The following is a 24,295-nucleotide window of genomic DNA, read 5'->3' on the forward strand; positions in this document are numbered from 1 at the left end:
CCGGACAAGTCGGTCTGCAGGGCAAATTGCCCGTCTTTCCTGCCGGCGACTGCCACTGCCGGCTGCAAGGGACAAGCTGCCCGCTGCGCGGGCGCCAGTGCTGCGCTCCGCGGAACCGCAGCCGTTGCCTTCGGTTGATCGGGAAGAGGCGATGAAGCGGCATGACCCAGCATCAGCAGCCATGCGCCCGCCACGGCTGCTGCTGCGCGCGCAAGCACGGATGCAAGGATGACCCCTTGATGCTTGATGATGACCATGCCGATACCATAGCGCGGCACGGGAAGCGCAAGGGTAGGACTTCACCCATTGATCGAAAAAGCGCTTCTTGGCCATGTCAATGCAACCCAGGCATGGCGGATCGAGGTGAAATCGTGCTCGACCTGCGGCTCGGCCCTTGATCGCTTGATGCTGGTTGCATAGACAGATGGCAGCGGTGGCATACTGGATGGATGCACAGTGCATTACTGCCCGCCTTCCCGGTGCCTTTGTCAGACGCGCCGCTGCTGGCCAGGCTGCTGGTCAATCGGGTCTGCGCCGGGTTTCCCTCGCCGGCCGAGGATCTGGGCGCCCAGCGCATTGACCTCACGCAGGTACTGATCACGCATCCGCAGGCGACCTTCCTGCTGCGTGCCCAAGGTCACTCGATGATGGAAGCCGGGATTTTCGACAACGACATCTTGGTGGTGAACCGCGCCATCGCGCCCCGGCACCGGCATATCGTGGTCGCGGTGGTCGATGGCGACTTCACCGTCAAGCGCCTGTACCAGCTGGGCGGGCGCATCAGGCTCCAGGCGGCCAACCCGACCTTTCCCGACATCATTCCCCGGGACGGCCAGCTGCTGGAAATATGGGGCGTGGTCACGGCCAGCATCAAGCAGTTTCAGGGCTGAGCCATGCGCATCCCCGCCAGGCGCCATCCCGAGTTCGAGCCCAAGCAGCCCTATGGCTATCCCACCCACCTGCGCGAAGCCATTGTCGATCTGCCCGCTGCGCCCGGGGTTTATATCTTCCATGGCGAAGAAGGCAGGCTGCCACTCTACATTGGCAAAAGCGTCAACCTGCGCAGCCGCGTGCTCTCGCACCTGCGCAATCCCGACGAAGCACACCTGCTGCGCCAGACGCACCGCATCAGCCACATCCGCACGGCCGGCGAGATCGGCGCGCTGCTGCTCGAAGCGCGCCTGATCAAGCAGCTCCAGCCTCTGCTGAACCAGAAGCTGCGCCGCAGCCGCCAGCTGTGCTCCTTTCGTCTCCATGACGGGCGGCCGGAAGTGGTCTATTCCAGGGACATCGACTTCGCCACCGAGCCCGCTTTGTACGGCCTGTTCGGCAGCCGCCACGCCGCCCTGGAAGCGATGCACGGCCTGGCCGACCGGCACCGACTGTGCTACGGCGCGCTCGGGCTGGAAAGGCTCGCCCCGGGCCGGGCGTGCTTTCGCGCCATGCTGCACCAGTGCGCCGGCGTCTGCCGGGGCGAGGAAAGCCAGGAAGCCCACCACCGCCGCCTGCTGAGCAGCCTGGACGCGCTGCGCGTGGCCTGCTGGCCCTACCTTGGCGCCATCGCCCTGGTCGAGCGCGACGGGAAGGACTGCCAGTTTCATGTCATCCGCAACTGGCACTACCTGGGCAGCGTCGGCAGCGAGGCCGAGGCCCGACAACTCGACACGGTGGCGGCAGGCTTTGATGCCGACGGCTACAAAATCCTGTGCAAGCCGCTGCTGAGCGGCCGGGCCGAGATCGTCCAGCTGTGAAGCCGGAACAGGAAGCAACAAGCCATGTACGCTCTGGTCGATGGCAACAACTTTTATGTCAGCTGCGAGCGGGTGTTCCGGCCCAGCCTGGTCGGCCACCCGGTGGTGGTGCTGTCCAACAACGACGGCTGCGCGATTGCCCGCAGCAACGAAGCCAAGGCGCTGGGCATCGCCATGGGCGCGCCCTGGTTCGAGATCGCCCACCTGGCCGAATCCGCCGGCTTGGTGGCGCTGTCGGCCAACTTTGCACTGTACGGCGACATGAGCGACCGCATGATGAGCCTGGCCGCCGGGCTGGGGCCGGGGCAGGAAATCTATTCGATTGACGAGTCCTTCATTGACCTGGACGGCGTGCGCGGCTGCCTGACACAGCGCGGCCACAAGGTGCGCGAGCGCATCCTCGACTGGATCGGCATTCCATGCTGCGTGGGCATCGGCGTTACCAAGACCCTGGCCAAGCTGGCCAACCACATCGCCAAGACGGCCGAGCGCAAACCCGGCAGCTATCCCGAACACCTGGCGCTGGTGTGCAACCTGGCGGCCCTGACGCCGCCAGCGCTGCAGGAGGTGCTGGCCGCGACCGAAGTGCGCGAGGTCTGGGGCGTGGGCCGGCGCATCGCGGCGCAGCTCAAGGAAAGCGGCATCCACTCCGCGCTCGACCTGGCCCGGCTGGACCCGGCGATGGTGCGGCGGCGCTGGTCGGTGGTGCTGGAGCGCACGGTGCGGGAGTTGCAGGGCTTGGCGTGCATTGAACTGGAATTAGCGCCCGCGCGCAAACAGGAAATTGCCTGCACCCGCTCGTTCGGGCATCCGGTCACGCATCTGGCGGACCTGGGCGAAGCCGTCACGGAGTTCGCCAGCCGGGCCGCGCACAAGCTGCGCGCGCAAGGCAGCCTGGCCGGCCAGGTGCTGGTGTTCATCCGCACCAGCCCGTTCCGGCCGCAAGCGCAGTTCAGCCGCTCCATCATCACACCGCTGCGCCGCCCGAGCGCGGACACGGGCGTGATCGTCGCGGCAGCGCTCAGCAGCCTGCGCGCCATTTACCGGCCCGGCTACCATCTGGCCAGGGCCGGAATCATGCTGCTCGAACTCCAGCCCAACACGGTGCTGCAGGGCGAGCTCGACCTGCAGGAGGGCGCTGCGCCGCAGAGAACCCGCCTGATGACGACGATCGACGACCTCAACCAGCGCTATGGCCGGGGCACCGTGATCATGGCCAGCGCCGGACTGGCCGGGGACCGGCGGGCCTGGACGATGAAGCAGGAGCGCCGCACGCCGGGTTACACGACGTGCTGGGCCGACATGCCTGTCGTGCGGGCGTGATGAACGATAGGCGAGTAGCCCCCGAAGGTTTCGGCGATAAGGAAGTCCATCGAGGATTGCGGTTCAAGCGGAGGGGAAGTCGGGCATGACGCGAACCATGAATTCATCAAACAGCGGCACGGTGAACGCCATGTCACCGTGCGCCGGGCTGTAGATCATTCCCTTCTTGATGAGCTTGGAGCGTACCGGGCCAATCCCCTTGACCGACATGCCCAGCGCCATGGCGATGTCGCCCGTGCGATGGCTGCCTGGGCCAAGGCTGGCCATCGCGCGCAGGAAGTTTTTCTCTCCGGGCGTCAAGCGGTCAAAGCGCACTCGAAAGAAATTCCTGTCCAGCCGGCGAATCACCTCCGGCGTGGCATCCTGCACGGTCTGCAAGGTGATCGGGCTTGCTGCCGCGATATTCCATGCTTGGTAACCCCATTCCTGAATGAAATAGGGATAGCCATGCGTCAGGCGGAACACTTCGCGTAGCGCATCGGACTGAAATTCGACGCCGGCTTGCTGGGCCGGATCGTGCAATGCCTTGGCCGCGTCCTGTTCGGACAGTGCCCCGACATCCGGAAAATTGAACAGCCGCTCGGCATACGACTTCGACTCCCCCGCCATGCCGGGCAGCACTGGCAGGCCAGCGGCGAGCAGCACCAGCGGCAACTGCTTTTGCTGCATCTTGTGCATGGCCATGATGATGGCCCCCAGCTCCTTCTGGCTCAGGTACTGGATTTCATCGATCAGGATGGCCACGGCGCTTTGGCGGTCTTCGGCTGCCTCGGCAATAGCCACAAACAGATTGGGCAGGTCCACTTCAAGATCGCCGCTGTCGGCCGTGCCTTTGGCCGGTTCGATGTCCAGGCCCAGCGCCAAGTCCCCTGCAGTCAGCTTGATGCTGCCGATGAAACTGCGCAGCACCGCCAGGCCACGCTTGACCTTGTTGCCTGCACCCGCCACCCGGTCCAGCTCGAAGAGCAGGCTGCGCAGCGCCGGGTAAATGAGTTCGCCCAGCGGCTTGTCCTCGTGCGCTTCGAGCAGGATGGTTTGGTAGCCGGCCATTTTGGCCATGCGCTCGATCTCGTTGAGCAGCACGGTCTTGCCCACACCGCGCAAGCCCGTCAGCAACAGGCTTTTTTCCGGGCGTTTTTGCTTCACGCGCCCCAGAAGGATGCGCGCCTGCTCAAGCAGGGGATCGCGCCCTACCAGTTCGGGCGGTGGCGCACCTGCACCGGGAGAAAAGGGGTTGCTGATCGGGTCCATGGGTTCACTCTCGGGTCATGACTAAGCAATTCTAAGTAAGTCTAACCAAAAACGGATAGATATGCTTAGACATTGATAGAAATGGCCTGGAGCGTCTTCAGGGCATGACCGGGATTACAAGACATGCCTGTCATGCAAACATGAAGAACGGCAGAGAAGAAAAACTTGCCGTCTATATGATGACTACTTTGCCGCTGCGCGAGCGGCTTCGGCCTTACGCTTGGCTTCGTCAGCCTTGAGCTGCAACGCCTGGGCTTCCTTCTCGGCGGTCAGAGCCTCGGCTTCCTTGGCCTTGGCCTCTTTATCGGAAGACATGCCGCCAGCCAACGCATTGCCAGCCATGGTGCCGGCCACGGCGCCTACCGCAGCGGCCCCCATGGTGCCCATCATGCCCGGACCACGGGCAGCCGGTGGCTGAGCAGCCGCCGGAGCGGGAGTTGCGGGTGGAGTCGCTGCCGTGGATGCAGCAGGTGGCGCTGCAGTCTTGGGCACGGCAGGCGCGGGACGGGTGACTGGCGCAGTGTTGATGCGGGCAGGCGACATGGATCGGCCGCCACTTCCCATGCGCTTGGCATACGAGAGTGAAGGAGCGGCCAGTGACGCGATGGCCAGCGCGATCACCGTGGTGATGGTGCGATAAGAAGTGTTCACAGAGTTTCCTGAGTAAAGGTTGATCAAGATCGCTGGGCTTCACTATTGCAAAAAACCGTGCCGAGTCAGAAGCACCCGGCAACCCAACGAGACGGGATATAGATCAGGGTCAGTGATGAATTTCCAAGCGTTGCAGTGTTTTAACCTTTGGCCAGCCAGGCCAATTCACAGAGCATGGAACGGCTTACAGCCTTTTCACGGCATCAAGCGCCCCCGCATCAGCCAGACCCTGCTGTGCGCACCGGGCAACAAGCTGCTGTTGACGACTGCCACGGCGCCATCGTCGCTCACTGCCAGTTTGTTCATCAACAGTCCCTGGCTGCTGCCATTGAACCCGCCTGCCGCATCCACGCTGCCGGGAACCACGCCGGGGCGGGAGAAGCTGCGCCCCCCATTTGCGGAAACGGCCACCCCCAGTCCGCGCGGCCGGCGGCCGGCATCCTCGAACAGTTCCCAGACAACGACCACGCGGCCCCCGGCGTCCAAGGCCAATGCAGGAAAGGCTGCGCTCTGAAAGCCTACCGGCATGGGCCGCGAGATGTCGGCAGGTGGCGCAAAGCTGCGCCCGCCGTCGGTCGAGCGCGTGTAGCGAATGCCGTAGCGTTCAAACGGCCCGGCTTGGCTCTGCGCATAGACCAGATGCACCACGCCAGCCCCGTCCACCGCGAGCCTGGGCGCGTCCGAATAGGCCGGGCTGGGCGCTACCAGCTGAGGCTGGCTGAAAGTGGCGCCGCCATCCAGCGACCTGGCCACATGGATGTCGGCCGCATCGTTATCGCCCACCGTCCAGGCCAGGTACACGGCACCGCCCGGACCCACGGCCAGCGAGGGCGCGCGCGCCGGGTACGCCTTGCCGCCGCCAGCGATGCGCACGGGTGATGAAAAGCGCCTGCCGCCATCGGTGGACCGGCTGAGCCACAACTGCCCGTCATACTCGGTCCAGGCGGCATAAAGTGCGCCGCCATGACCAGCCACCAGGTCCAGGCTGCCGTTGTCCCAGATCTCCCGGTTGATGCGTCCCTTGCCATCGCCGCCGAGGGAGTTCGACAGGTTGAGCGGCACGGAAAATGACTTGCCACCGTCATCCGATCGGGCAAACAGGATGTCGCCGCCGTGTGAGCCGCCCGAGAAGATGATCTCCTGCCAGAGGATGAAGACGCTTTGCGGCGCGCTTGGTGCCAGCACCACGCGCGGCAACCAGGAGAAGGTATCAGGACGGCGGGAAACATCGACAGGCTGCTCGAACTGCGGCTTTCCGCTGGCCAAAAAACGCTGGAACAACACGGCCTTGCGAGCTTGATCCACCCAGGCCACGGCTGCATCACCGCGCGCGGTCAGTGCGACCGACGGATCATCGACGAAGTCATAGCGCGACTGGCTCTGCTGCCAGGGTCCGCGCTCGCCACGGTCTGTGGCGATCTCGATGCTGGGCTGCCACGCAATGGACGAGGCAGGAGCAGCCAGAGCCGTCACCATGACAGCGAACAAGCCAGTAATCCCGAGCAGGCCGATCAGGCTGCGAAGAAATAAGGTGTGCCTCATGTTTTTAACCGGACAGCCCGTCTTGCAGCCGCCCTCGATTGCCACTGATTTCGCCCACATTGCCACCCGTTTTACCGATCATGGTTTCTACAATTTTGACATGGGCTGCACGTCGCAGACCAAGTTCAAAAAGGAAAATCAATGTCAGCCTGCCCACCTTCACCACCCAATCATGACGACATCACCCTGAACTTCCGGATGCGAGACCCACGCTTCACCGCGCTGCCCGTCAAGGACATTTTAAGAATTCGCATGGATGACCTGGGCATCAAGAATTCAGACCTGCAAAGGGCTCTGGACTATGCCAAGCCCAACGTCATCGCCATGATGAGGAGCGGCACCATGAGTTTGCCGCCCAGCAAGGCGCTTGTTGCCGCATGCCTTCTTGAACTCGATCCTGTGTTTTTTCTCAGCAAGGTGATCGCCGAGAACGACCCGGCGCTGTGGGATGCCATTTCTGCCGTGATGGGTCAGCACCTGATGACGAAGAACGAGTTGGCATTGATTCACATGGTTCGCCAAGGGCTTGACGGTCATGATGTCGATCTGGCTACCATGCCTGCCTTTGTCGAGGCTATAGCGCCAGCACTTAAGGCAACCCTTGATCGCGAGAACGCGCTAACCCAGGCCGCAATAGACCGCATAGATAAATAACCTCTGCGCTCTACATCGGTAACTGCCCTATTCGGCAAGTAGCGTTGTGGGGAATAATGGTCTGCTTATGGTAGGAAGAAGAAGTATGAATAACAGCTTCCAAGTCCCTGAGTTAGCGAACGTCATGCTAAGGCTGGAACGGCATTGATGTTAAACCTGTGGCGCTGTCACCAAGCCTTGGCCAATGTCTGCTTCGTTCGTGTTGTCCTCGAACACGTCCCTGCGGGCATGCGCTAGCAACCTAGCCGTCACATTCTTTGCGTTCGGCCGCCCGTTCGAGCGGCGCACGGATTCCCACCACAGCGCAGCAACGCCGGCCACGTGGGGACAGGCCATGCTTGTCCCGCTGATGGTGTGCAACCCACCGCCAGGCCATGCTGAGGTGATCTCCACGCCCGGGCCGGCAATCAGTGCGAGGCTGTTGGAAAAGTCGGCGACAGCGTATTGGCCTCCAGTTAGTCCTACGGCCGCGACGGACATCACATCGTCGGCAGCAGCAGGCAGCGAAGCCGCGATCCGGTACTCGCGGTTCACCGCGCGCCGGCTCTCATTGCCAGCGGCAGCGACCACCAGCGGCGACACGCCAAAGGCAGCCTGTGCTTTTAGGACGCCCATGATCGCATCAAACATGCGCAGATTTCCGCGGTACGCCTCCAGCGCATTCGAGGTCGCCAAGTCGATGGGCCAGCCGTCCTTAGTCAATCCGGCGACCATGCCGGGGAAATCGAAGCCGAGCGACATGGAGATGATGTCGGCGTGCTCCTGCATTGCCCATATGAGCGCTTTGAAGGCCATATCGGACCCACCTGACCCATCGTCTCCGAGAACCTTGCCGATGAGTGCACGATCTACGCCCCGAGCAACGCCGATGCGCTGCCCCACATCGCGTCCAAAAATGGTTCCGGCGCAATGCGTCCCGTGGCCTTGGCGGTCGCCATCGCCATGTCCGCTGAAATCCTTCTCGATCAGTGTTATCCCATTAAATGCGGGGTGTGCACGATCAATACCCGTATCCAGCACGGCCACCGTCACCCCTGCGCCGGTGCACTGACTTTGGTCCGCCCTGACGGCTCCGATGCCCCAGTTCACCTCCGGGCTCCACGAGGCCGGATGGATGGAAGCCAAAGGCGTGATCAAGCGAGTCGGCATCGCTGGTGTAATTAGCTCCACTTGAGGATCAGCCACCAGTTCGGCGATGGCGTGATCCGGGATCCGTTCAATGAAGAGGGTGGGCAGCGTCGTGCGCATGGTGATAAGCTCCATGCCAAAATTCCGCCCTTTAGCTTGCTGTACGGGGGCACGTTTGAGGATGATGTATTGTTTCATCGCCGATTTCGGTGGTCAGAGACGTTTCATTTCGGCAAGTTTGCGGTAGTGCGCGCCAAGGGCGGTCAACTTGCATCCTGTGGACTGAATCGCCGCATAGTACATGTGCTCGGCGTCCACCGGCATCACTAGGCCGTGTCGGTTGCACTTCTGCAACTCCTTGAAGATTCGCACGTTGCCGTCGTTGACCGGAACATTCCTAAACTCTTCAGGCACATTCACGCGGTCCGGCTCGAAGGAAGGATCGAGCGCAAAGACGGACGCCCGGTCAGGGAAGTACGACGGTAGCCGGCGAAGGACATCGAACGGAATCTTGGGTTCGACCTGGCGAAGCGTCACGAAACTCTGAACATTCGCCTTGTATATGGGACGCTGTTCCCAAGCGCCGAGCGTCTGATCTACGTGGGAATAGAGCGAGGCAGGCGTGATGTTGCCGCGGATGTCCGAACACCCACCCTGAAGACCGTCGAGGAGAATATCCGTAAAGACCCCATGGCGCTGACCGTCCTCTGCCGTTCCCTCGCGGTGACTTGCAGTGAGGATAGTGACACCCGTGCCTATCACTGACGGGCTACCAGTGGGCAATCCCGCAACTTCACCCGCATAGCCCGAATGGCAGCAGTCTAGGATGATGACGGTCGAACGGATCTTCGGGTGCGCATCGTTCGCTAGTCCCAAGATTTCAGATAGCGACATTCCCCAGGCACCACGGCGGCCATCGCTGCCGACGATGTAGCCTGCGTTGGTCTCGGGGTTGATGATTCCGTGTCCAGCGAAGTAAAGAAGGGCGGTCTCGGCTTCTCCGCCTTTAAACAGTTCGGAAACCGCTTGCTGAAGCGCCGCATTCCCGACCTCGATGTCATTGCTGGTCAGCGTCCGGAGAGAGAAGTTCGGCGACCCATCCCCGTTCGTCTCTAACAACTGGGATATGGCCGTAGCATCGTTCACACATCCGCGCAAAGGACTAGACGGATAGTCATCAATGCCGATGACGAGCGCTCGCTTCATCAGCGAGCCCCACCGACGAGTTTCTTGAGATTGTCCCAAGTCCAGTTGTACAGGCTATCGCCGTCCTTGGCGGCCTTGGGCTTCTTGCACGTCTTTTCTGAATAGCCGTTGAGAAGAAAGTATGGGACTCCTTCCTCCTGCGCGATCTTGACTTCAGCGCTCACGCCGGTAGCGGTGTCGGTGTGCTCACCGCAGATTATGCAGGCGACGTCGACAGACTTGATTCGGGTACGTGCCTTCGCCTTCCAGTTGTCGTCGATATGTTCCTTGATCGACCAGTCGGCCAGATAGAAAGGACTGTCCTCGTTTTTTGCTTGTCCGACAAGAAATATCTTGAGTATTTCATCGTGGTCGTAGTCGAAACTGATGAAAACCTTTGTCTTAGCCATTATGTGTTTCTCTTTCTACAGAATTAGAACGGGCCGATGTTGCGCACGGTTTGATCGATGGGATTGATGTGGACCACCACCTGCCCTTGGGAAATACAGTGCTCCACGATGTCGGCGGTGCCGCCGCGGCCTTCTGCCGGCCTGCCGTCCCAGACTGCGATCAGCACCTCCGCGCTGTTTGCGACAAACAAGCCCGCATCAAGGAAAGCCTGCTGCGCGTCACTGCTGCCCGGCAACGCGACCTTTTCACAACGAGCCAGCAGCGCTTCGTAGGCTCCGAGATCCTCTGCTTTGAAGTAACTCGCGTAACTCGGCAACGGGATTACTGCAGTGACCGGAATGCCGAGCGCAAGTGCCTGCAATGCGAAGACCTGATCGCTACCGACAGCCAAGCAGCTGAAAACCTGCGAGACTGGCCCATGCTGTTGCAGAACCTTTGTGATTTCGTCGCCTGTCCACACCCAGTCGATTCCGGGCCTGACCTGATGGCCACTGATGCCGATTCGTGTCATGCGGCAGCTTACTGGCGCAAACTGGCGCGCAGTACCCGATAGAACTCTTTCGTGGAACGCTCGCGAGCCGCGCTTTCCGCCAGATAACCGCGCTTGATCTGAAAATCATTCGCTGCAGTCTTGGATGCCGCTGCATACAAGTCCAAGTCCGTCAGGGAGCGCAGGTACGGCCACTTGCGTAGATATTCAGGAACGGTCGTGGTTGCGCCTGCGTAGGTCGCGAGCGGAAACTCCTTTTCAGTGGCAATACCGATTTCCCATGGCACCCACCATGAAGACCGTGTCGCTTCCGAAACGACAGCCAGCAATTGAGTGCATTTGCCCAGTTCATGCTTAACGTGATCCGCAAGCGCGTCACCGGAACGGTCTAGCGCAGGGTCGATCACGTCGAGGTAGCTGTGGATGAGGTGAACATTGAGAAGCCGCGCCGCAAGACTGGTGGCGAGTATCGAATCAGCCTGTTGATGCGAGATAAATATCTTCATGTTGTTGAATCGAGTAATCTATTTTTATTTTCCATTATGAAACTAAAGTTACATAAATACACATAATAGCTTACATACGCTTTTGAAAACAGGTTTGATGCTGTGGACGCTTAGGTTTCAGTATTGGATTTACGCTACGGCATTAATGCGGAGCAGGTGCGACACCGCATGCTCGTGCCGCTGACATCATTGCAACGGACGTGTGAGGTCGCGCTTGCTCATTCATTAGTCAACCCTGATTGTTCGATTTGACGACGCGCTCGTTTTCATGAACTGTGCTGGCTTTCAACCTCTGAAAGCAGCCGATGACCATGTTCAGTGACGCCGTATTTGACACGGCCCTCGTCGATGGGGTTGCTCTCTTGCCGAAAACCCCCGGGGTCTACGGGATGTGGAACCGCATTACCCGCATGTGGAATATCGGCCAGTCCGAGAACATGCGCCAGCGCTGCAGCCTGCACCGATCCAACATGAGGGCGGGCAATGCGGACAACCCACGGGTAGGCCGCGATGTCAAAAGCTATGGTGCCCATGCCTTCTTTTACTGCGTCCTGGAGCACGTCTCTATCCTCGTCGGAGGGAATCTGACGTGCAAACTGAAACAGCGCGAACTGTGGTGGGTGCTGCAGCTTCAGGCGCATGACGAGCGCTACGGCTACAACCTGGACGCAGGGGGGTATCGAACCTTGGGCGCCCGGTTCCGGGACCGTGAGCGCAAGCTGATGCGCCGCAACAGCAGCAAATACTGCCTGCTGCCTTGGGTGCATATGTACGACCCCATCAACACGGTCATGCTCGCTTCTTGGATACCCGGTAGCTGAATCGGCAGGGTCATAGAGGGGTTGACCTTCAGAAGGGTCGCCCAGAGTCACAGCGAACCGCATCGGCCTCGTCAGCGTAGGTGGGTGACCTTCATACCCCTGCAGAGGAGCAAGATGACTGGTAGCCCTTCGTTCCAGTTTTTTCCAGGCGCTCAGCATTGTCCTTATAGAGCCACCGCCTCAGCTTTCCTGGATGCCGAGCAAGGAGAGCGCGCAGTTCACGATCCGGGCGATGGTTACCAAGCGGCTGATCGAAAAGGCGCCGCTGGAGTCCCGGCGAGGCCGAAACCGCATCTGCTACCGGCTCGCCGAAGGCGGAAAAGCGGTGCTCGATCCGCGCCGGCTGGCTTCCAGCGAGGCAGGAACGAAGGCCGAAGTAGGGGCCGGAATGGGGGCCGAAGAGCTTCCTTCCGGGGTCTCTGAAATGCCTGAAATCGGGCCTGAAGAGGCTTCGTTCCGGGTGTTCTGAAGCGGTCTGAAAAGCATGGAAATCGAGCTGTTTTTGAGGTCTTTTTGGGCGAAAATGTCCCGGGATGCATTTTTCGCTCCGAGAGCACCTAAGTCGTTGATTTAATTTACGAAAGTCGTGAGTTAGCAAAAAGTGCCCTTTCCCTATATATAGACCTTTTGAAGACCAAAGAACACCTGTTAATTAACCTCAAGTGATCAAGGGCGAAAAGTCGAAAAAGCGCGAGCAGGAGGCCCCAAATAGCGCGCATCACTGCCGGCCCGATTCCTGGGGCAGATCGACCGACCGGGGCTGCATGGACGCCTGCCTTCACAACCCTGTGAAGCCCTGGCCGCGCAACACCCGGCAGTCCAAGCCCAGCCTGTCGTGGCCGAGGAATCGTCGATGCCGATGACGAGATGTACTCGTCAGGTCTTTGATGTGCAGCATGAGCTTGGTCGTGGGAGAGGGCATTTAAACGGTCTGGATGGGGCCTGGGAGACGCCTCAAGAGAATTTCGCTAACCCTACAGCCAAGGTCATTCAGGCGCTCAGGCGACGCTCCTGCCGGGGCGCTTCCACAAACAGGGATACAGAAGCGCAGTAGTGCGAACTGTGTGGAAAATACGGCTGACCAGCAGCATACGACTTCTCCTCAACCCCGCGCCGAACCAAATCCCCAATGAAAGCAATCATGCCAATAGCAGCCTTTACTGATGCACTGACCCGCAAGGACGAGGCTTGTACTGATGAACCGGACAAGTCCCTTGATCATGAGTTGCCTCCGGATGTGGACTTGGACGATCTGGGCGTTGACGAAGGGCCGATGCATTCAATCCCTCACTTGGTCGCCGAAAAGCGCACCAGCACCGATCTGGCGCGCCTTCGCGCCAAAATAAAAGCCCTGGCTGACCAGAATACGCAAACTCTGATTGTAAAAATCGAAACTCAGGCCGACCCGCTGATTTTGTGGGAACTGCACCTGGAGCTTGACCGGCGTGGCATACCGCCAGCCCAACGCTGGCCGGTCAACAGTTGCGGCACGGCTCAATCGAGGTTCATTACAGTCCTGGCTGATTTACATTGGCTCGTAACGCGCTACTCAAGCCATGCGCCGCCGTCCATGTTCAGAAACTGGCTGGGGCTTTTCAAGCTGGCCCCAGGCAGTGACGCCTGGCTGACGAAGGCGTATTTCCTCTACAAGAACTTGAGTCAAACCAACCTCGCCCGTAGCGGAACAAGGGCAATGGCGCTGACACCAAGGCAACGCCAAAATCTAATGGCGTTCCCAACAGCCGCCATGTGGAAAAGGCGTCAGCAGCTTGAGACCGACAAGCACGTAGAGACACACCAGGCGCTCTACAGCGAGGCGATGGCGAATCCGTACAGGGCCAGAGCATTCAATCCTGAACACGCTGCGAACCGCCGGGCTACGCTCTGGCGCGTCTTCGTATTGTCGGACTTCAGCCCAACGGAGACGACCAGGAACTGGAAATTGGTGACAGGCGAAAGCGTGACAAGACAAGCAATCACCAAGCAGATCACCACCATCAAAACCGCCTTGAAGAAACACTGTAGCTGACGCAAGGCGGGGTGCTCCGACGACGGCCGTGAATCGGAGCGTTGGCTGGGATATATCGAAGATATATCCCTTAAGCATGCAACCATGCTTTTACCAATGAAAAAGCATGGTTGCATACTGTTTTACAAAACAGCCGATTTTATGCTATGAATTAAATAGCAAAAAAGCCGAAATTAACTCAAAAAATCCTCAACCCCTACCCGTTTGTGCAACCCTGCTTTCTGCACAAAACACTCCCGGAGCGAACGCAGCCAGCTGGTCCGCGCCACCACCCAACCCCTGCATAATTTAAGCACCACGTCGCCGGTGAGGCAGAACTGGCCAACCCGGCGCGCGATCTCCAACCTTGGTTCAGGCTGATCATTCACGCAGCAATAGCCTGCTCCCGCAGCGTCTCATAAAGCCCGGCGTGATTGAGCAAGATGTCCTTGAGTCCACCCTGCACCGTGGCTGAGTTCAGCGCCTGCGTGCTCATCAGCGTGTGCGCGTCCAGCGCGCCCATGATGGCGTTGAGCAGTTCGGTGTTGAGGTCCGGCGAGTTGGCGAACTGCTCCTTGGTGTTGTTCGTCGCCTGCTGCTGCAGCTTGGCCGACTCCAGCAGCTTGCCCTTGATGACGTTGTTCACATAGACCAGCTTGTCCTGGTCGGTCAGCGCGCCCTCGAACAGGTCGTTCACCTTCTCGATGATCTCGCCCAGCCAGGCTTTTTCCTTCTCCTGCACGCTGCCGCTGCCCGCCTCCGTGATGGGCGCCAGCTTGGGGGTGTCGCCATTGCCCAGCGGCATCGCTTTGGGACCGAGGTTTTTCAGGTGGTGATGCGTCATGACCACCTTGGACAGATCAATGCCTTCGCGCTCGCGGCCGAACTCCAGCAGGGGCAGCAGGCGCTTGTAAAAGATGGCGCGCTTTTCGATGGCGGTGTTGCCATAGTCAAAGATTTGCGACAGAAAAGTGTAAAGCCGCAGGTAGGCGCCCATGTCCCCCTTGAACAGGACCAAGGCGTCCAGCTCGTCTTGCGCGCCCTTGGCCGCCTTGCCATGAATATTGTCATTCTCGATCACTATCAGCTTGAGCGCCGCCTGCGCGGCCTTGTAGCGCTTCATCACCCGGTCGAGCACCGGCTCCAGGGCGCTGATCAACTCGCTTTGTTTGGCACCCGGCTTGAGTTCGACCGCCACCACGCGGTCCACCTCGAAATCGTCATAGTGCCCGGCGGCGTCCAGCTTGGCGCGCAGGTTGTACACCAGGTTCGGGTCGGTGGTCGCTGACAGTTCGGCCGTGGTGTAGTACGCCTTGAAAGACGCCAGCACCTCTTCGGTGTCGTTCACAAAGTCCAGCACGTAGGTGGTGTCCTTGCCGGGATGGGCGCGGTTCAGGCGTGAGAGGGTCTGCACCGCCTGAATGCCGGCCAGGCGCTTGTCCACGTACATGCCGCACAGCAGCGGCTGGTCGAAGCCGGTCTGAAACTTGTTGGCCACCAGCAGGATCTGGTATTCCTCGCCCTTGAAGGCTTCGCGGATGTCGCGGCCCTTGAGCATGGGATTCAGCAGCGCGCTGTTTTCGGTGAAGCTGTCCGCACCGGAATCAGGGTCGTTCACTTCCCCCGAAAACGCCACCAGCGTGCCGATGGGGTAGCCGTGCTCCTTGATGTAGCGCTCAACGGCCAGTTGCCAGCGCACGGCTTCCAGCCGGCTGCCGACCACCACCATCGCCTTGGCCTTGCCAGCCAGGAGCGGCGAGACGAATTCGCGGAAGTGCTCCACCACGATCTCGACCTTTTGGGCGATGTTGTACGGATGCAGCCGCACCCAGCCCATGATGCCCTTCATGGCCGCGCTACGCTCGACCTCCTTGTCATCCAGCTCCTGGCCGTTGTGGGCCAGCTTGAACGCCAGGGCGTAGGGTGTGTAGTTCAGCAGCACGTCCAGGATGAACTTCTCCTCGATGGCCTGGCGCATGGAATAGACGTGAAACGGCGTCGGCACGTTGTCGGGCGCCGGCTTGCGCGTCGGGTCCGGGCAGGTGCCAAACAGCTCCATCGTCTTGTTCTTGGGTGTGGCCGTGAAGGCGACGAAGGTGATGCCGCCCTCATCGGCCCGGGTGGCCATCTGCGCGGCCAGGATGTCCTCGGTGCTGACTTCGCCACCGTCATTCAGCTCCTTCAACTCCTCGGGGCTGAGCACGGCTTTGAGCTTGCTTGCCGCTTCGCCGGTCTGCGAGCTGTGCGCCTCGTCGGCAATCACGGCAAAACGCTTGCCTTCGGTAGCAGCCAGCTTGCGCACGGCTTCGAGCGCAAACGGAAAAGTCTGGATGGTGCAGACCACGATTTTCTTGTCGCCCGACAGCGCCTCGGCCAGCGCCGCGCTCTTGGACCCATCGGTGTTCTTGATGGTGGCGACCACGCCCGTGGTGCGCTGAAAGTCAAACAGGGCTTCCTGCAGCTGCGAGTCGATCACGTTGCGGTCGGAGACCACCAGCACGGTGTCGAACACCTTGCAGTGCTCGGCGTCGTGCAGTTCGGCCAGGAAGTGCGCCGTCCAGGCAATCGAGTTGGTCTTGCCGGACCCTGCCGAATGCTGGATCAGGTACTTGCCGCCGGGGCCGTCGGTCATCACGGCGGCTTGCAGCTTGCGCGTCACGTCGAGCTGGTGATAGCGGGGAAAGACGATGCGCTCGATCTGCTTTTTCTTGTCGCGCTGGGCGATGAGGTAGCGGCCCAGGATTTCCAGCCAGCTCTCGCGCGCCCAGACCTGCTCCCACAGGTAGGCCGTGCGGTGGCCCCCCAGCGGATTCACCGGGTTGCCGGCCGCACCCTCGTTGCCCAGGTTAAAGGGCAGGAACTCCGTGGCCGCACCCATCAGCCGCGTCACCATCGCCACTTCGCTGTTGCTGACCGCAAAGTGAACCAAGGCACCAGCGGGAAACGACAGCAGCGGCTCGGCCGCCTGGCCTTTGGGTTTCGGGTGGCGGTCAAAGCGGTACTGGTCAATGGCGTCCTGCACGCTCTGGGTGAAGTCGGTTTTCAGCTCCACCGTGGCCACGGGCAGGCCGTTGAGGAACAGCACCAGGTCAATGTTGTTCTCGTTGTGAAGCGAGTAACGCACCTGGCGCACCACGCGCAGGCGGTTGGCGCTGTAGCGCGCCAGGATGTCGGCGTTGATGGCGAGCGCCGGCTTGAACTCGGCCAGCTTGAGCGGGCTTTTCAGGCCCAGCAGCTCGATGCCCTGGCGCAGCACGTCGAGCGTGCCGCGCTGGTCGAGCTGGCTGCGCAGGCGGTCCAAGAGGGTTTCGCCGGCTTTGGCGCCGTGGTTCTTGACGAGCACTTCCCACGCCTTAGGCTGGGTCGCCTGCACCCAAGCCAGCACGTCGGCGGGAAAAAGGGCGCGGGCACGGTCATAGCCCTTTGCATCGCCTTCGGCGTAGAGCCAGCCGTTGGCGGCCAGGTGCTGGCAAATCTCGGTCTCGAAGCTGATTTCTTTGTGCAAGGCCACTGGCTCGTCCCTATAAGTTTTTTTTGTAGTGGTTCGTCAGTCAAAGATCAACGGTCAAGCGCTGCTACCTGAGCCTCTGCCAGCCTTAAACGCAGCTTATCAACCACTGTGTCGGGATTCGCGATGAACTCAACCAGCGTGTGACGCAGGTACATGGTGCTCATCAGGTCGCTAACTTTTTGCCAGCCTTCTATGCACTTATCGGGCCAGCCAAGCCCAGTCCATTGGGAGTCAAAGGACTCGCCATTATCTTGATCGCAGCGGTAGAGGCTCATTTCAACGACCGCTTCGCCCATCGGCAAAACAATTGGATCGGGCTGCCCAGCAATGCCGAGCTTGCTACGATTTTCTTTTTTAAAGCTCTCGTCCAGGTAGATTGAGAAAATGATCGCTACATCGCCAACCTTGGCAACATCACCATCGGATCGCCTGTAAATGTGCTCGGAAGCGAACAAAGGCAAAAAATCCCAGGCCCATTTTTCGGCTGGCTGTGTCGTGGCCCTCGGGGGTCTTTCCGTTTCCAGAGGCCGCCAGGACCAAAAGGTGAAATCTAGCTCACTCGCAACGTGCTTGATGGTCGGAAGCAGGCGCTGGTAGAAGCCCGCGCACAAGCGATGTGCGACTTTTACCTGGTTCACCAAGTGGACGAAATTTTCGGTAGTAGATTCGATCATTGAAGCGTAAGTGGTTGTGCCGCTGAAAAGGCAATAAGGTGATTCCAAGACACAGGTGCGCCCCTGAGGCGAGAGGGGCTTTTGATTTCGGGCATCTTCGGCAAGCACCTGATGGCTTCAAGAGAAAGGTCGCACGTCGATGCCCAAGCAAGCAAGTCGGGCCATTTGTATGCGGCTGACTGAATACCAAACAATTCCATGGCGCTGAGCCAGTCGTCGAACACGGCCAAGTCGGCGGCTAACGCATCTACCCTCATGCGTGGGATCGCGGCTGACAGGGCCTCCCATTCGGCGGTGTGGAGGGTAAGGTCAAAAACACCTTGGGTATCGAAATGCTCATAAGACTGCTCCTTGACGTCCAGCGTGTTTCGCCCCAGCCCGACGAAATGCACGCAGGCAGGGGAGTTTTCACCATCTTGCGCGCAAAGGTTGACTACCGCGTGAATTTGGGCTTTCCATTGCTCCAGGTACTGATCACCCCCGAAGGGCGGCTTTATCTCTACGATCACCAAGGCGTTGTCGAACCACATCAGGACATCGGGCTGCACTCTGGTGCGACTATGAGTGCCATCCAGATTCCGCCAAAAGTCGATGCGCTGCAAATGGCCGAGTTCTTCGGCGGACTCCTTGCCAATCAATAAGCTCATGACGCTGTTCAGGCTGGTTTCGGAGAGGTAACGCATGCGTCCAAAAATGGCTGCAGTCAACAAGTCTTCGCTGCGCCGGAAAACCTCGCGCCAACTGACTTTGTGCTCGACGCCATCAATCTGGATGCGGCCGGCCTTGCCGCTCGTGATCGCGGTCAGCATGGCGTGCAGCCCCGCACATCAATCTGGCCCGTGACGGCGGCGGAGATCAGCGCGGTGCGGCGCTCTTGCAGCAGGTCAATGCCGCGTTGGGCTTCGGCGGTTAGGGTGTCGAGTTTGGCTAGTTCACTATCGAGAAAGGTGACTATGGTGCCTTGTTCATCTTTAGGTGGCACGGCAACAGGAAGGACATGAATGTCGTTTCTATCGATTCCAGGAACGGCGGCCTTTGCTGAATGAGCCGCAAAATCAACCGTCTGAAGGGAGTACCAAACAAATCGAGGGTGATTGCAGTGAAAGTTGGACACATACAAAGATGTGTTGTGCGGCCAAAAGTCATCTTGAATGTAGAAAAGACGCCCGGTAGAGCCGTAACGACCTGTGACTACACCAGGTCCATGCGCCATGAATGATCCGTGTGTTCCGTTGATCCCGCTTGATGTCACGACAGGATATGACCCATCTGTCCGCTCTGCATCTGTAAGGTCGTGTCCTCGGTGAAGCGTCGAAAACCGTTTAATTACCAGCACATCCCAATGAGCAGGAACATTCGCGATTCCTTCGATGCCGGACGGCTTCATGGGGGCGTGGGGGTTCAGCCCTTGGGTGACGGCGTGGGAGATAACGGCTTGGCGCTTTTCTCTCAAGAGGTCCATTAGCCGCCGCTGCTCCGCCACCAGCCCATCAATCTTCGCGGTTTCGCGGTCCAGGAAGGCGGCGATGGCAAACTGCTCCAGCATGGGTGGTATTGCCACCAGCATTCTGCCAATTTGGTCAAAGTTAAGGCCCTCGCGTGCAGCACCATTCTGGACATGAGCAATTTGACTTTTGACGGGCGTGGATTTGAAAGTCCAACTGAGAAACGGCACTTGCGAAGTTTTCAAGGCCCGGATCACACAAACATGCTGATTGACGTTTGCAGGAGGAAACTCTACAGGTACAACGCATGAGCGGCCAATAGATGCCCCAGTGATGTTCAGAAGTATGTCGCCAGGCTGAACGCGGCTTACCGCCATGGACTCGTCCACCACGTTAGAAATAAATGCCACGTCGTCGAGATGAAGACCTTCGTCATAAACATTCTGACTACGAAGGAAGGTGACGCCTTCATCAACATAGGTTTCGCTTCCTCCTAACGGCGTCTTGCCGCTTGCAATTCGAGTTGTTAGCGATTTGACGGGCTGCACCGCCCAATGCTCTGGTACCTCTTCCAACCATTCCACGCCGCTGTCCTTGTAATTCGGGTAGCGCGGGAAGCTCATGCCGTCAGCCCGTTGATCATGGTCAGGATGCGGTCGGTCACGCCCTTGAGTTCGGCGTCAATTTCGGCCAGCGGGCGCGGCGGCTTGAAGACGTAGAAATGGCGGTTGAAGGGAATCTCGTAGCCGACCTTGGTTTTCTCTGCGTCAATCCAGGCATCGGGCGCATGGGGCAGCACCTCGCGCTTGAAATAGGCGGCAATGTCGTCGCTCAGCGGCACGTTCTCGGTATCGCGCAGGCTGCTATCGGCCAGCGGCTTGCCCCTGGCCTTGCCTTTGCTGCCCAGCACGATCTGGCCGGCGGCATCGCGCTCAGGACGCTCGACGGTGATGGTGCGGTAGCCGAAGTCCTCGTTTTTGAAGATGCGGCTGATGGGCACGCCGTCCCGTGTCAGTTCTTCAAAGCTGCCGAACAGGCGCGTGATGTCCTCAATGTGCGCCGGACTGAGCTCCTTGCGCTTGGAGCCCAGGCTCTTGCGCATCTTTTGCCAGAAGCTGCTGGCGTCGATCAGCTGGACCTTGCTTTTACGCGCGGTGGGTTTACGGTTGCTGACGATCCAGACGTAGGTCGAGATGCCCGTGTTGTAGAACATGTCAGTTGGCAGCGCGATGATGGCTTCGACCAGGTCGTTCTCCAGCACGTAGCGGCGAATCTCGCTCTCGCCTGAGCCCGCACCGCCCGTGAACAGCGGCGAGCCGTTGAGCACAATGCCAAAGCGGCTTCCGCCATCCTTTGCCGGGCGCATCTTGGCGATCAAGTGCAGCAAAAACAGCAGCGAGCCGTCGCTCACGCGCGGCAGGCCGGGGCCAAAGCGCCCGTTGAAGCCATGCTGCTCGGCTTCCTTGCGGATTTCCTTCTCGATCTTCTTCCACTCCACGCCAAACGGCGGGTTGGACAAGCTGTAGTCGAATACCTTGCCGCCCAGGCCGTCATTGGACAAGGTGTTGCCCAGGATAATGTTGGCAATGTCCTGGCCCTTGATGAGCATGTCGGCCTTGCAGATCGCATAGGACTCAGGGTTGAGTTCCTGGCCGTACATCACCAGCCGCGCATCGGGGTTCAGGCCGGCCAGGTGCTCGCCGGCGACGCTCAGCATGCCGCCGGTGCCGGCCGTCGGGTCGTACAGCGAGCGCACCACGCCGGGCTTGGTCAGCGCCTGGTCGTCCTCGATGAACAGCAGGTTGACCATCAGGCGGATCACCTCGCGCGGGGTGAAGTGCTCGCCGGCCGTTTCGTTGGATAGCTCCGCAAATTTGCGGATCAGCTCCTCGAACACGGCGCCCATGTCGGCATTGCTGACCGCATCCGGGTGCAGGTCGATGATGGCGAACTTCTCGGTAACCATATAGAGCAGCCCGGCTTTGGCCAGCTTGTCGATCTGGGTGTGGAACTCGAAGCTCTCGAAGATGTCGCGCACGGCGGGCGAGAACGCCTGCAGGTAGGCGCGCAGGTTTTCACCGATGTGGTCCTGGTCGCCCATGAGCTTTTTGAGGTCCAGCGGCGAGGTGTTGAAGAAGAACTGGCCGGACTTGCGCAGCAGGAAGGGCTCGGGGTTCAGGCCGGCGGCTTCCCGGGTGGCTTTCTCGGCCAGCACGGCAGCTTTGGTCGATTCGAGCACGCAGTCCAGGCGGCGCAGGACGGTGAAGGGGAGGATGACCTTGCCGTAGTCGGAGGGCCTGTAGTCGCCGCGCAGCAGGTCGGCGACGGACCAGATGAAGGAGGAAAGGTTGGGATTCGGGTTGGCCATGTAACGAGTGTATCGGCCGTGATACAGGTTGGCAGTGGGTATGAGCCTCGGCTACGGCGTCAAATGCGCCTGCCCAGTCAGTAAAGAGTTGAGATATTGTGGCCAAGCCGCCGCCAAGGGTGGCGAAATGCTGGTTTTCACCACGGACGAGTTCAAGTCTGCGACGTACTCGTCACCAACGAATCGACCTTCTGGAAGCTCGCCGACGAACTGACCGAGCACCTGCGTCAGAACCTCACTGTGGCGTGATCAAAACGCGAATGCCGTGCGGTAGACCCAGAATCGCAACATATACAAGCCTTACCGTGTCGAACGACATGATTCTCGCTCAGCAAGGCAGTAAACAAAAAAGCCCAACAACCATTTTCAGGATGTTGGGCTTTATGTTGGGTAAACCATCATGAAGGTCTGGAAACCCGCATGAATACTCATTAGTTGGCGGAAGAGGCGGGATTCGAACCCGCGGTAGGTATAACCCTACGCACGCTTTCCAGGCGTGTGACTTAAACCGCTCATCCACCCTTCCGCGCAGCTTTTGATTATAGCAGTCACATCATGCTGCTTTGCCGGCCAAGTCCATCAAATGCGCAGTTAATGCATCGCGCCTTGATAGCGGTGTTTTTCAAGCTGCGCCATGGTCACGAACTGGAGCGCATTCGCATGGGTCGCCTCCAGGATGACCGGGGGCGCCATTCCCGCCTCCAGCGCTTCGCGCCAGCGAAGGGCGCACAGGCACCAGCGGTCGCCGGGTTGCAGGCCGGCAAAGCGGTGCTCGGGCAATGGCGTGGCCAGGTCATTGCCGCGAGCCTTGGAAAACGTCAGGAATTCCCCGGTCACGCGGACGCAGATCAGGTGCGAGCCGTGATCGGTGGCATCGGTGTTGCAGCAGCCATCGCGCAAATAGCCGGTGAGCGGGTCGTAGGAGCAGGACAGCAGTTCGGTGCCGAGAACATTTTTTGCATTCATTGATTTGCCTTTGAAAGGTGGTTGGACGGCCGCTGGTCAAGCCTTGCTGGACTGCACCATCTTCATGGCCGAGGTGATCAGCGCCGAGACTTCGGTCATGTTGCTGGGAACGATCAGGGTGGTGTGCGCCTCGCTGGCGACCTGCGAATAGGCCGCGACGGCTTTTTCAGCGACCTTCAACTGAACCGCCAGTTCGCCGCCGGGCTGGCGAATCGCCATGGCCACGACTTCAATCGCCCGCGCATTGGCCTCGGCCACGGCCAGAATCGCCGAGGCTTCGCCCTGCGCGTTGTTGATGGCGGCCTGTTTCTCGCCTTCGGAGCGGGCGATGAAGGCTTCGCGCTCGCCGGTGGCGATATTGATCTGTTCCTGCTTGCGGCCCTCGGAGGCGGCGATCAGCGCGCGCTTTTCACGCTCTGCCGTGATTTGCGACTGCATCGCATGCAGGATTTCCTTGGGCGGCGTCAAGTCCTTGATCTCGTAGCGCAGCACCTTCACGCCCCAGTTCAGCGCCGCCTCGTCAATGGCGGCCACCACCTGTGCATTGATGATGTTGCGCTCTTCAAAGGTCTTGTCCAGTTCGAGCTTGCCGATGACCGAGCGCAGCGAGGTCTGGGCCAGTTGCGTGACCGCCACGATGTAGTTGGACGAGCCGTAGCTGGCCCGCATTGCGTCAGTCACCTGGAAATACAGGATTCCGTCAACCTGCAGCTGGGTGTTGTCGCGCGTGATGCACACCTGGCTGGGAACATCCAGCGGGATTTCCTTCAGGCTGTGCTTGTAGGCCACCCGGTCCACAAACGGGATCAGCAAATTCAGGCCCGGCGTCAGCGTGCCGAGGTATTTGCCCAGACGCTCGACCACCCAGGCATTTTGCTGCGGCACGACCTTGATGCTCTGCACGATAAAAATGCCCGCCAGAACGAGGATGACGAGTGCGATTTCCATGAAATATCCCTTGCTTCAAATGAAAGGCCTTTGGTGGGCGGCCCAGGATCAACCCATATGCTCAGTGACGTTACAGCTTTTCGATGACGAGGCGATTGCCCAGCATTTGCGTGATCCGGTAGTTTCCCGGGACGGTTGAGCCGGCCGGGTCGGCGGCAATCGCCGTCCAGTGGGCGCCGCGAAAATTCACGCTGGCCGTGCCGTCGGCGTTCCACCGCAGCACATGAACCGTCTCGCCAATATCGAGATGGACATCCGGATTGGCATTGGCCGCCAGGGGCGCCGGACTTTGACTGCGGCGCCAGTGCCATGCGGCCACCGCACCGCCGCCAATGGCCGCAGCCACCAGCATCTGGCCGGCCAGGGCAAAGCCCATGCTGGCAGCCAGCGCACCGGCAACCAGTCCCGTGGCCAGCATGAGCAGGTAAAACGTGCCCGTCACGAGTTCCACCGCGATGGCCGCACCCGCCAGCAGCCACCAGATATTTGCATCGCTCATGATTCTTCCCTTTGTCCGTGATTCATTCCTATTTTGGGTTAAATAGGGGCTCGGCAAGCGAGTTGACACAATACATCCTTACACTTCGCAGTCTGAAAAAAGTCTTTGCACTCCCGGCGGAAGGCCGGCGCCAGGGATGAGCGAAAATTGCAATTTCGCCGGG

General features: G+C 59.9%; 23 protein-coding genes and 1 tRNA gene. 7 read left to right on the forward strand and 17 right to left on the reverse strand.

From position 1 onward, the window contains the following. Positions 1-449: 449 nt before the first annotated feature. The 3 genes from ABLV49_RS09950 to ABLV49_RS09960 are packed head-to-tail and all read left to right on the forward strand — an operon-like array spanning position 450 to position 3,074. Positions 450-890 carry a LexA family protein gene (locus ABLV49_RS09950; protein WP_349281424.1) on the forward strand — a complete coding sequence of 147 codons (441 nt, stop codon included), beginning with the start codon at positions 450-452 and terminating at the stop codon, positions 888-890. A 3-nt stretch (positions 891-893) separates the two neighbouring features. Beyond that, entirely contained in the window at positions 894-1,751 is an 858-nt protein-coding gene (gene cho, locus ABLV49_RS09955) for an excinuclease Cho (RefSeq protein ID WP_349281425.1), read from the forward strand. 24 nt (positions 1,752-1,775) lie between these two features. Beyond that, on the forward strand, positions 1,776-3,074 hold the full coding sequence (locus ABLV49_RS09960) for a Y-family DNA polymerase (RefSeq protein ID WP_349281426.1): 1,299 nt from the start codon (positions 1,776-1,778) through the stop codon (positions 3,072-3,074). A 63-nt stretch (positions 3,075-3,137) separates the two neighbouring features. Here ABLV49_RS09960 and ABLV49_RS09965 read toward each other — a convergent pair whose 3' ends face one another. From ABLV49_RS09965 to ABLV49_RS09975, 3 genes are all read right to left on the reverse strand, one after another. Next, on the reverse strand, positions 3,138-4,325 hold the full coding sequence (locus tag ABLV49_RS09965) for an ATP-binding protein (protein ID WP_349281427.1): 1,188 nt from the start codon (positions 4,323-4,325) through the stop codon (positions 3,138-3,140). A gap of 183 nt (positions 4,326-4,508) precedes the next feature. Continuing rightward, positions 4,509-4,976, reverse strand: coding sequence for an ABC transporter substrate-binding protein (locus ABLV49_RS09970; protein WP_349281428.1), 468 nt, complete (start codon positions 4,974-4,976; stop codon positions 4,509-4,511). A 195-nt stretch (positions 4,977-5,171) separates the two neighbouring features. Beyond that, entirely contained in the window at positions 5,172-6,518 is a 1,347-nt protein-coding gene (locus tag ABLV49_RS09975; RefSeq protein WP_349281429.1) for a sialidase family protein, read from the reverse strand. Between the two features lie 141 nt (positions 6,519-6,659). On the opposite strand from ABLV49_RS09975, the gene ABLV49_RS09980 reads away from it, so the two are divergent. Then, on the forward strand, positions 6,660-7,172 hold the full coding sequence (locus ABLV49_RS09980; protein WP_349281430.1) for a hypothetical protein: 513 nt from the start codon (positions 6,660-6,662) through the stop codon (positions 7,170-7,172). A 150-nt stretch (positions 7,173-7,322) separates the two neighbouring features. Here ABLV49_RS09980 and ABLV49_RS09985 read toward each other — a convergent pair whose 3' ends face one another. Genes ABLV49_RS09985 through ABLV49_RS10005 form a run of 5 tightly spaced genes read right to left on the reverse strand, consistent with a single transcriptional unit; the run spans position 7,323 to position 10,892 of the window. After that, on the reverse strand, positions 7,323-8,498 hold the full coding sequence (locus ABLV49_RS09985; protein WP_349281431.1) for a S8 family peptidase: 1,176 nt from the start codon (positions 8,496-8,498) through the stop codon (positions 7,323-7,325). 15 nt (positions 8,499-8,513) lie between these two features. Then, positions 8,514-9,506, reverse strand: coding sequence for a caspase family protein (locus tag ABLV49_RS09990; protein ID WP_349281432.1), 993 nt, complete (start codon positions 9,504-9,506; stop codon positions 8,514-8,516). Further along, entirely contained in the window at positions 9,506-9,895 is a 390-nt protein-coding gene (locus ABLV49_RS09995) for a TIR domain-containing protein (protein WP_349281433.1), read from the reverse strand. Before ABLV49_RS09995 ends, ABLV49_RS09990 begins: the two co-directional genes overlap by 1 nt. A gap of 23 nt (positions 9,896-9,918) precedes the next feature. Continuing rightward, the gene (locus ABLV49_RS10000; RefSeq protein ID WP_349281434.1) at positions 9,919-10,407 is read right to left on the reverse strand and encodes a hypothetical protein; all 489 of its coding nucleotides are present in this window, start codon (positions 10,405-10,407) and stop codon (positions 9,919-9,921) included. A gap of 8 nt (positions 10,408-10,415) precedes the next feature. After that, the gene (locus tag ABLV49_RS10005; protein ID WP_349281435.1) at positions 10,416-10,892 is read right to left on the reverse strand and encodes a toll/interleukin-1 receptor domain-containing protein; all 477 of its coding nucleotides are present in this window, start codon (positions 10,890-10,892) and stop codon (positions 10,416-10,418) included. Between the two features lie 305 nt (positions 10,893-11,197). On the opposite strand from ABLV49_RS10005, the gene ABLV49_RS10010 reads away from it, so the two are divergent. From ABLV49_RS10010 to ABLV49_RS10020, 3 genes are all read left to right on the forward strand, one after another. Continuing rightward, entirely contained in the window at positions 11,198-11,713 is a 516-nt protein-coding gene (locus ABLV49_RS10010; protein WP_349281436.1) for a hypothetical protein, read from the forward strand. A gap of 193 nt (positions 11,714-11,906) precedes the next feature. After that, entirely contained in the window at positions 11,907-12,182 is a 276-nt protein-coding gene (locus ABLV49_RS10015) for a hypothetical protein (protein WP_349281437.1), read from the forward strand. Positions 12,183-12,842: 660 nt separating this feature from the next. After that, entirely contained in the window at positions 12,843-13,742 is a 900-nt protein-coding gene (locus ABLV49_RS10020; RefSeq protein WP_349281438.1) for a hypothetical protein, read from the forward strand. 364 nt (positions 13,743-14,106) lie between these two features. On the opposite strand, the gene ABLV49_RS10025 is transcribed toward ABLV49_RS10020, so the two are convergent. From ABLV49_RS10025 to ABLV49_RS10065, 9 genes are all read right to left on the reverse strand, one after another. Beyond that, positions 14,107-17,232: a type I restriction endonuclease subunit R gene (locus tag ABLV49_RS10025; RefSeq protein ID WP_349281439.1), complete on the reverse strand. Its 3,126-nt coding sequence runs from the start codon at positions 17,230-17,232 to the stop codon at positions 14,107-14,109. A 47-nt stretch (positions 17,233-17,279) separates the two neighbouring features. Next, positions 17,280-17,906, reverse strand: coding sequence for a hypothetical protein (locus ABLV49_RS10030; RefSeq protein ID WP_349281440.1), 627 nt, complete (start codon positions 17,904-17,906; stop codon positions 17,280-17,282). Then, positions 17,903-18,715 (reverse strand): hypothetical protein, encoded by an 813-nt coding sequence (locus tag ABLV49_RS10035; RefSeq protein WP_349281441.1) that lies wholly within the window; start codon positions 18,713-18,715, stop codon positions 17,903-17,905. The genes ABLV49_RS10030 and ABLV49_RS10035 overlap by 4 nt, the downstream gene beginning before the upstream one ends. After that, the gene (locus tag ABLV49_RS10040) at positions 18,709-19,974 is read right to left on the reverse strand and encodes a restriction endonuclease subunit S (RefSeq protein WP_349281442.1); all 1,266 of its coding nucleotides are present in this window, start codon (positions 19,972-19,974) and stop codon (positions 18,709-18,711) included. The genes ABLV49_RS10035 and ABLV49_RS10040 overlap by 7 nt, the downstream gene beginning before the upstream one ends. Then, positions 19,971-21,719 carry a type I restriction-modification system subunit M gene (locus tag ABLV49_RS10045; protein ID WP_349281443.1) on the reverse strand — a complete coding sequence of 583 codons (1,749 nt, stop codon included), beginning with the start codon at positions 21,717-21,719 and terminating at the stop codon, positions 19,971-19,973. Before ABLV49_RS10045 ends, ABLV49_RS10040 begins: the two co-directional genes overlap by 4 nt. A gap of 436 nt (positions 21,720-22,155) precedes the next feature. Beyond that, a tRNA-Ser gene (locus tag ABLV49_RS10050) sits at positions 22,156-22,245 on the reverse strand. Positions 22,246-22,310: 65 nt separating this feature from the next. Then, positions 22,311-22,685 (reverse strand): DUF2237 family protein, encoded by a 375-nt coding sequence (locus ABLV49_RS10055; protein ID WP_349281444.1) that lies wholly within the window; start codon positions 22,683-22,685, stop codon positions 22,311-22,313. A gap of 36 nt (positions 22,686-22,721) precedes the next feature. Next, entirely contained in the window at positions 22,722-23,633 is a 912-nt protein-coding gene (locus tag ABLV49_RS10060) for an SPFH domain-containing protein (protein WP_011801411.1), read from the reverse strand. A gap of 70 nt (positions 23,634-23,703) precedes the next feature. Then, positions 23,704-24,132 (reverse strand): NfeD family protein, encoded by a 429-nt coding sequence (locus ABLV49_RS10065; RefSeq protein WP_349281445.1) that lies wholly within the window; start codon positions 24,130-24,132, stop codon positions 23,704-23,706. Positions 24,133-24,295: the final 163 nt, after the last annotated feature.

The organism is Polaromonas hydrogenivorans (assembly GCF_040105105.1).
Lineage (GTDB): Bacteria > Pseudomonadota > Gammaproteobacteria > Burkholderiales > Burkholderiaceae_C > Polaromonas > Polaromonas hydrogenivorans.

Coding starts and splice junctions, on each gene's coding strand:
- ABLV49_RS10010 (WP_349281436.1), top strand. CDS start 11,198: ATGACCATGTTCAGTGACGCCGTATTTGACACGGCCCTCGTCGATGGG.
- ABLV49_RS09950 (WP_349281424.1), top strand. CDS start 450: ATGCACAGTGCATTACTGCCCGCCTTCCCGGTGCCTTTGTCAGACGCG.
- ABLV49_RS10000 (WP_349281434.1), bottom strand. CDS start 10,407: ATGACACGAATCGGCATCAGTGGCCATCAGGTCAGGCCCGGAATCGAC.
- ABLV49_RS10020 (WP_349281438.1), top strand. CDS start 12,843: ATGAAAGCAATCATGCCAATAGCAGCCTTTACTGATGCACTGACCCGC.
- ABLV49_RS09990 (WP_349281432.1), bottom strand. CDS start 9,506: ATGAAGCGAGCGCTCGTCATCGGCATTGATGACTATCCGTCTAGTCCT.
- ABLV49_RS10060 (WP_011801411.1), bottom strand. CDS start 23,633: ATGGAAATCGCACTCGTCATCCTCGTTCTGGCGGGCATTTTTATCGTG.
- ABLV49_RS10030 (WP_349281440.1), bottom strand. CDS start 17,906: ATGATCGAATCTACTACCGAAAATTTCGTCCACTTGGTGAACCAGGTA.
- ABLV49_RS09965 (WP_349281427.1), bottom strand. CDS start 4,325: ATGGACCCGATCAGCAACCCCTTTTCTCCCGGTGCAGGTGCGCCACCG.
- ABLV49_RS10005 (WP_349281435.1), bottom strand. CDS start 10,892: ATGAAGATATTTATCTCGCATCAACAGGCTGATTCGATACTCGCCACC.
- ABLV49_RS10040 (WP_349281442.1), bottom strand. CDS start 19,974: ATGAGCTTCCCGCGCTACCCGAATTACAAGGACAGCGGCGTGGAATGG.
- ABLV49_RS10045 (WP_349281443.1), bottom strand. CDS start 21,719: ATGGCCAACCCGAATCCCAACCTTTCCTCCTTCATCTGGTCCGTCGCC.
- ABLV49_RS09960 (WP_349281426.1), top strand. CDS start 1,776: ATGTACGCTCTGGTCGATGGCAACAACTTTTATGTCAGCTGCGAGCGG.
- ABLV49_RS09995 (WP_349281433.1), bottom strand. CDS start 9,895: ATGGCTAAGACAAAGGTTTTCATCAGTTTCGACTACGACCACGATGAA.
- ABLV49_RS09975 (WP_349281429.1), bottom strand. CDS start 6,518: ATGAGGCACACCTTATTTCTTCGCAGCCTGATCGGCCTGCTCGGGATT.
- ABLV49_RS10035 (WP_349281441.1), bottom strand. CDS start 18,715: ATGCTGACCGCGATCACGAGCGGCAAGGCCGGCCGCATCCAGATTGAT.
- ABLV49_RS09985 (WP_349281431.1), bottom strand. CDS start 8,498: ATGAAACAATACATCATCCTCAAACGTGCCCCCGTACAGCAAGCTAAA.
- ABLV49_RS09980 (WP_349281430.1), top strand. CDS start 6,660: ATGTCAGCCTGCCCACCTTCACCACCCAATCATGACGACATCACCCTG.
- ABLV49_RS10055 (WP_349281444.1), bottom strand. CDS start 22,685: ATGAATGCAAAAAATGTTCTCGGCACCGAACTGCTGTCCTGCTCCTAC.
- ABLV49_RS10065 (WP_349281445.1), bottom strand. CDS start 24,132: ATGAGCGATGCAAATATCTGGTGGCTGCTGGCGGGTGCGGCCATCGCG.
- cho (WP_349281425.1), top strand. CDS start 894: ATGCGCATCCCCGCCAGGCGCCATCCCGAGTTCGAGCCCAAGCAGCCC.
- ABLV49_RS10015 (WP_349281437.1), top strand. CDS start 11,907: ATGCCGAGCAAGGAGAGCGCGCAGTTCACGATCCGGGCGATGGTTACC.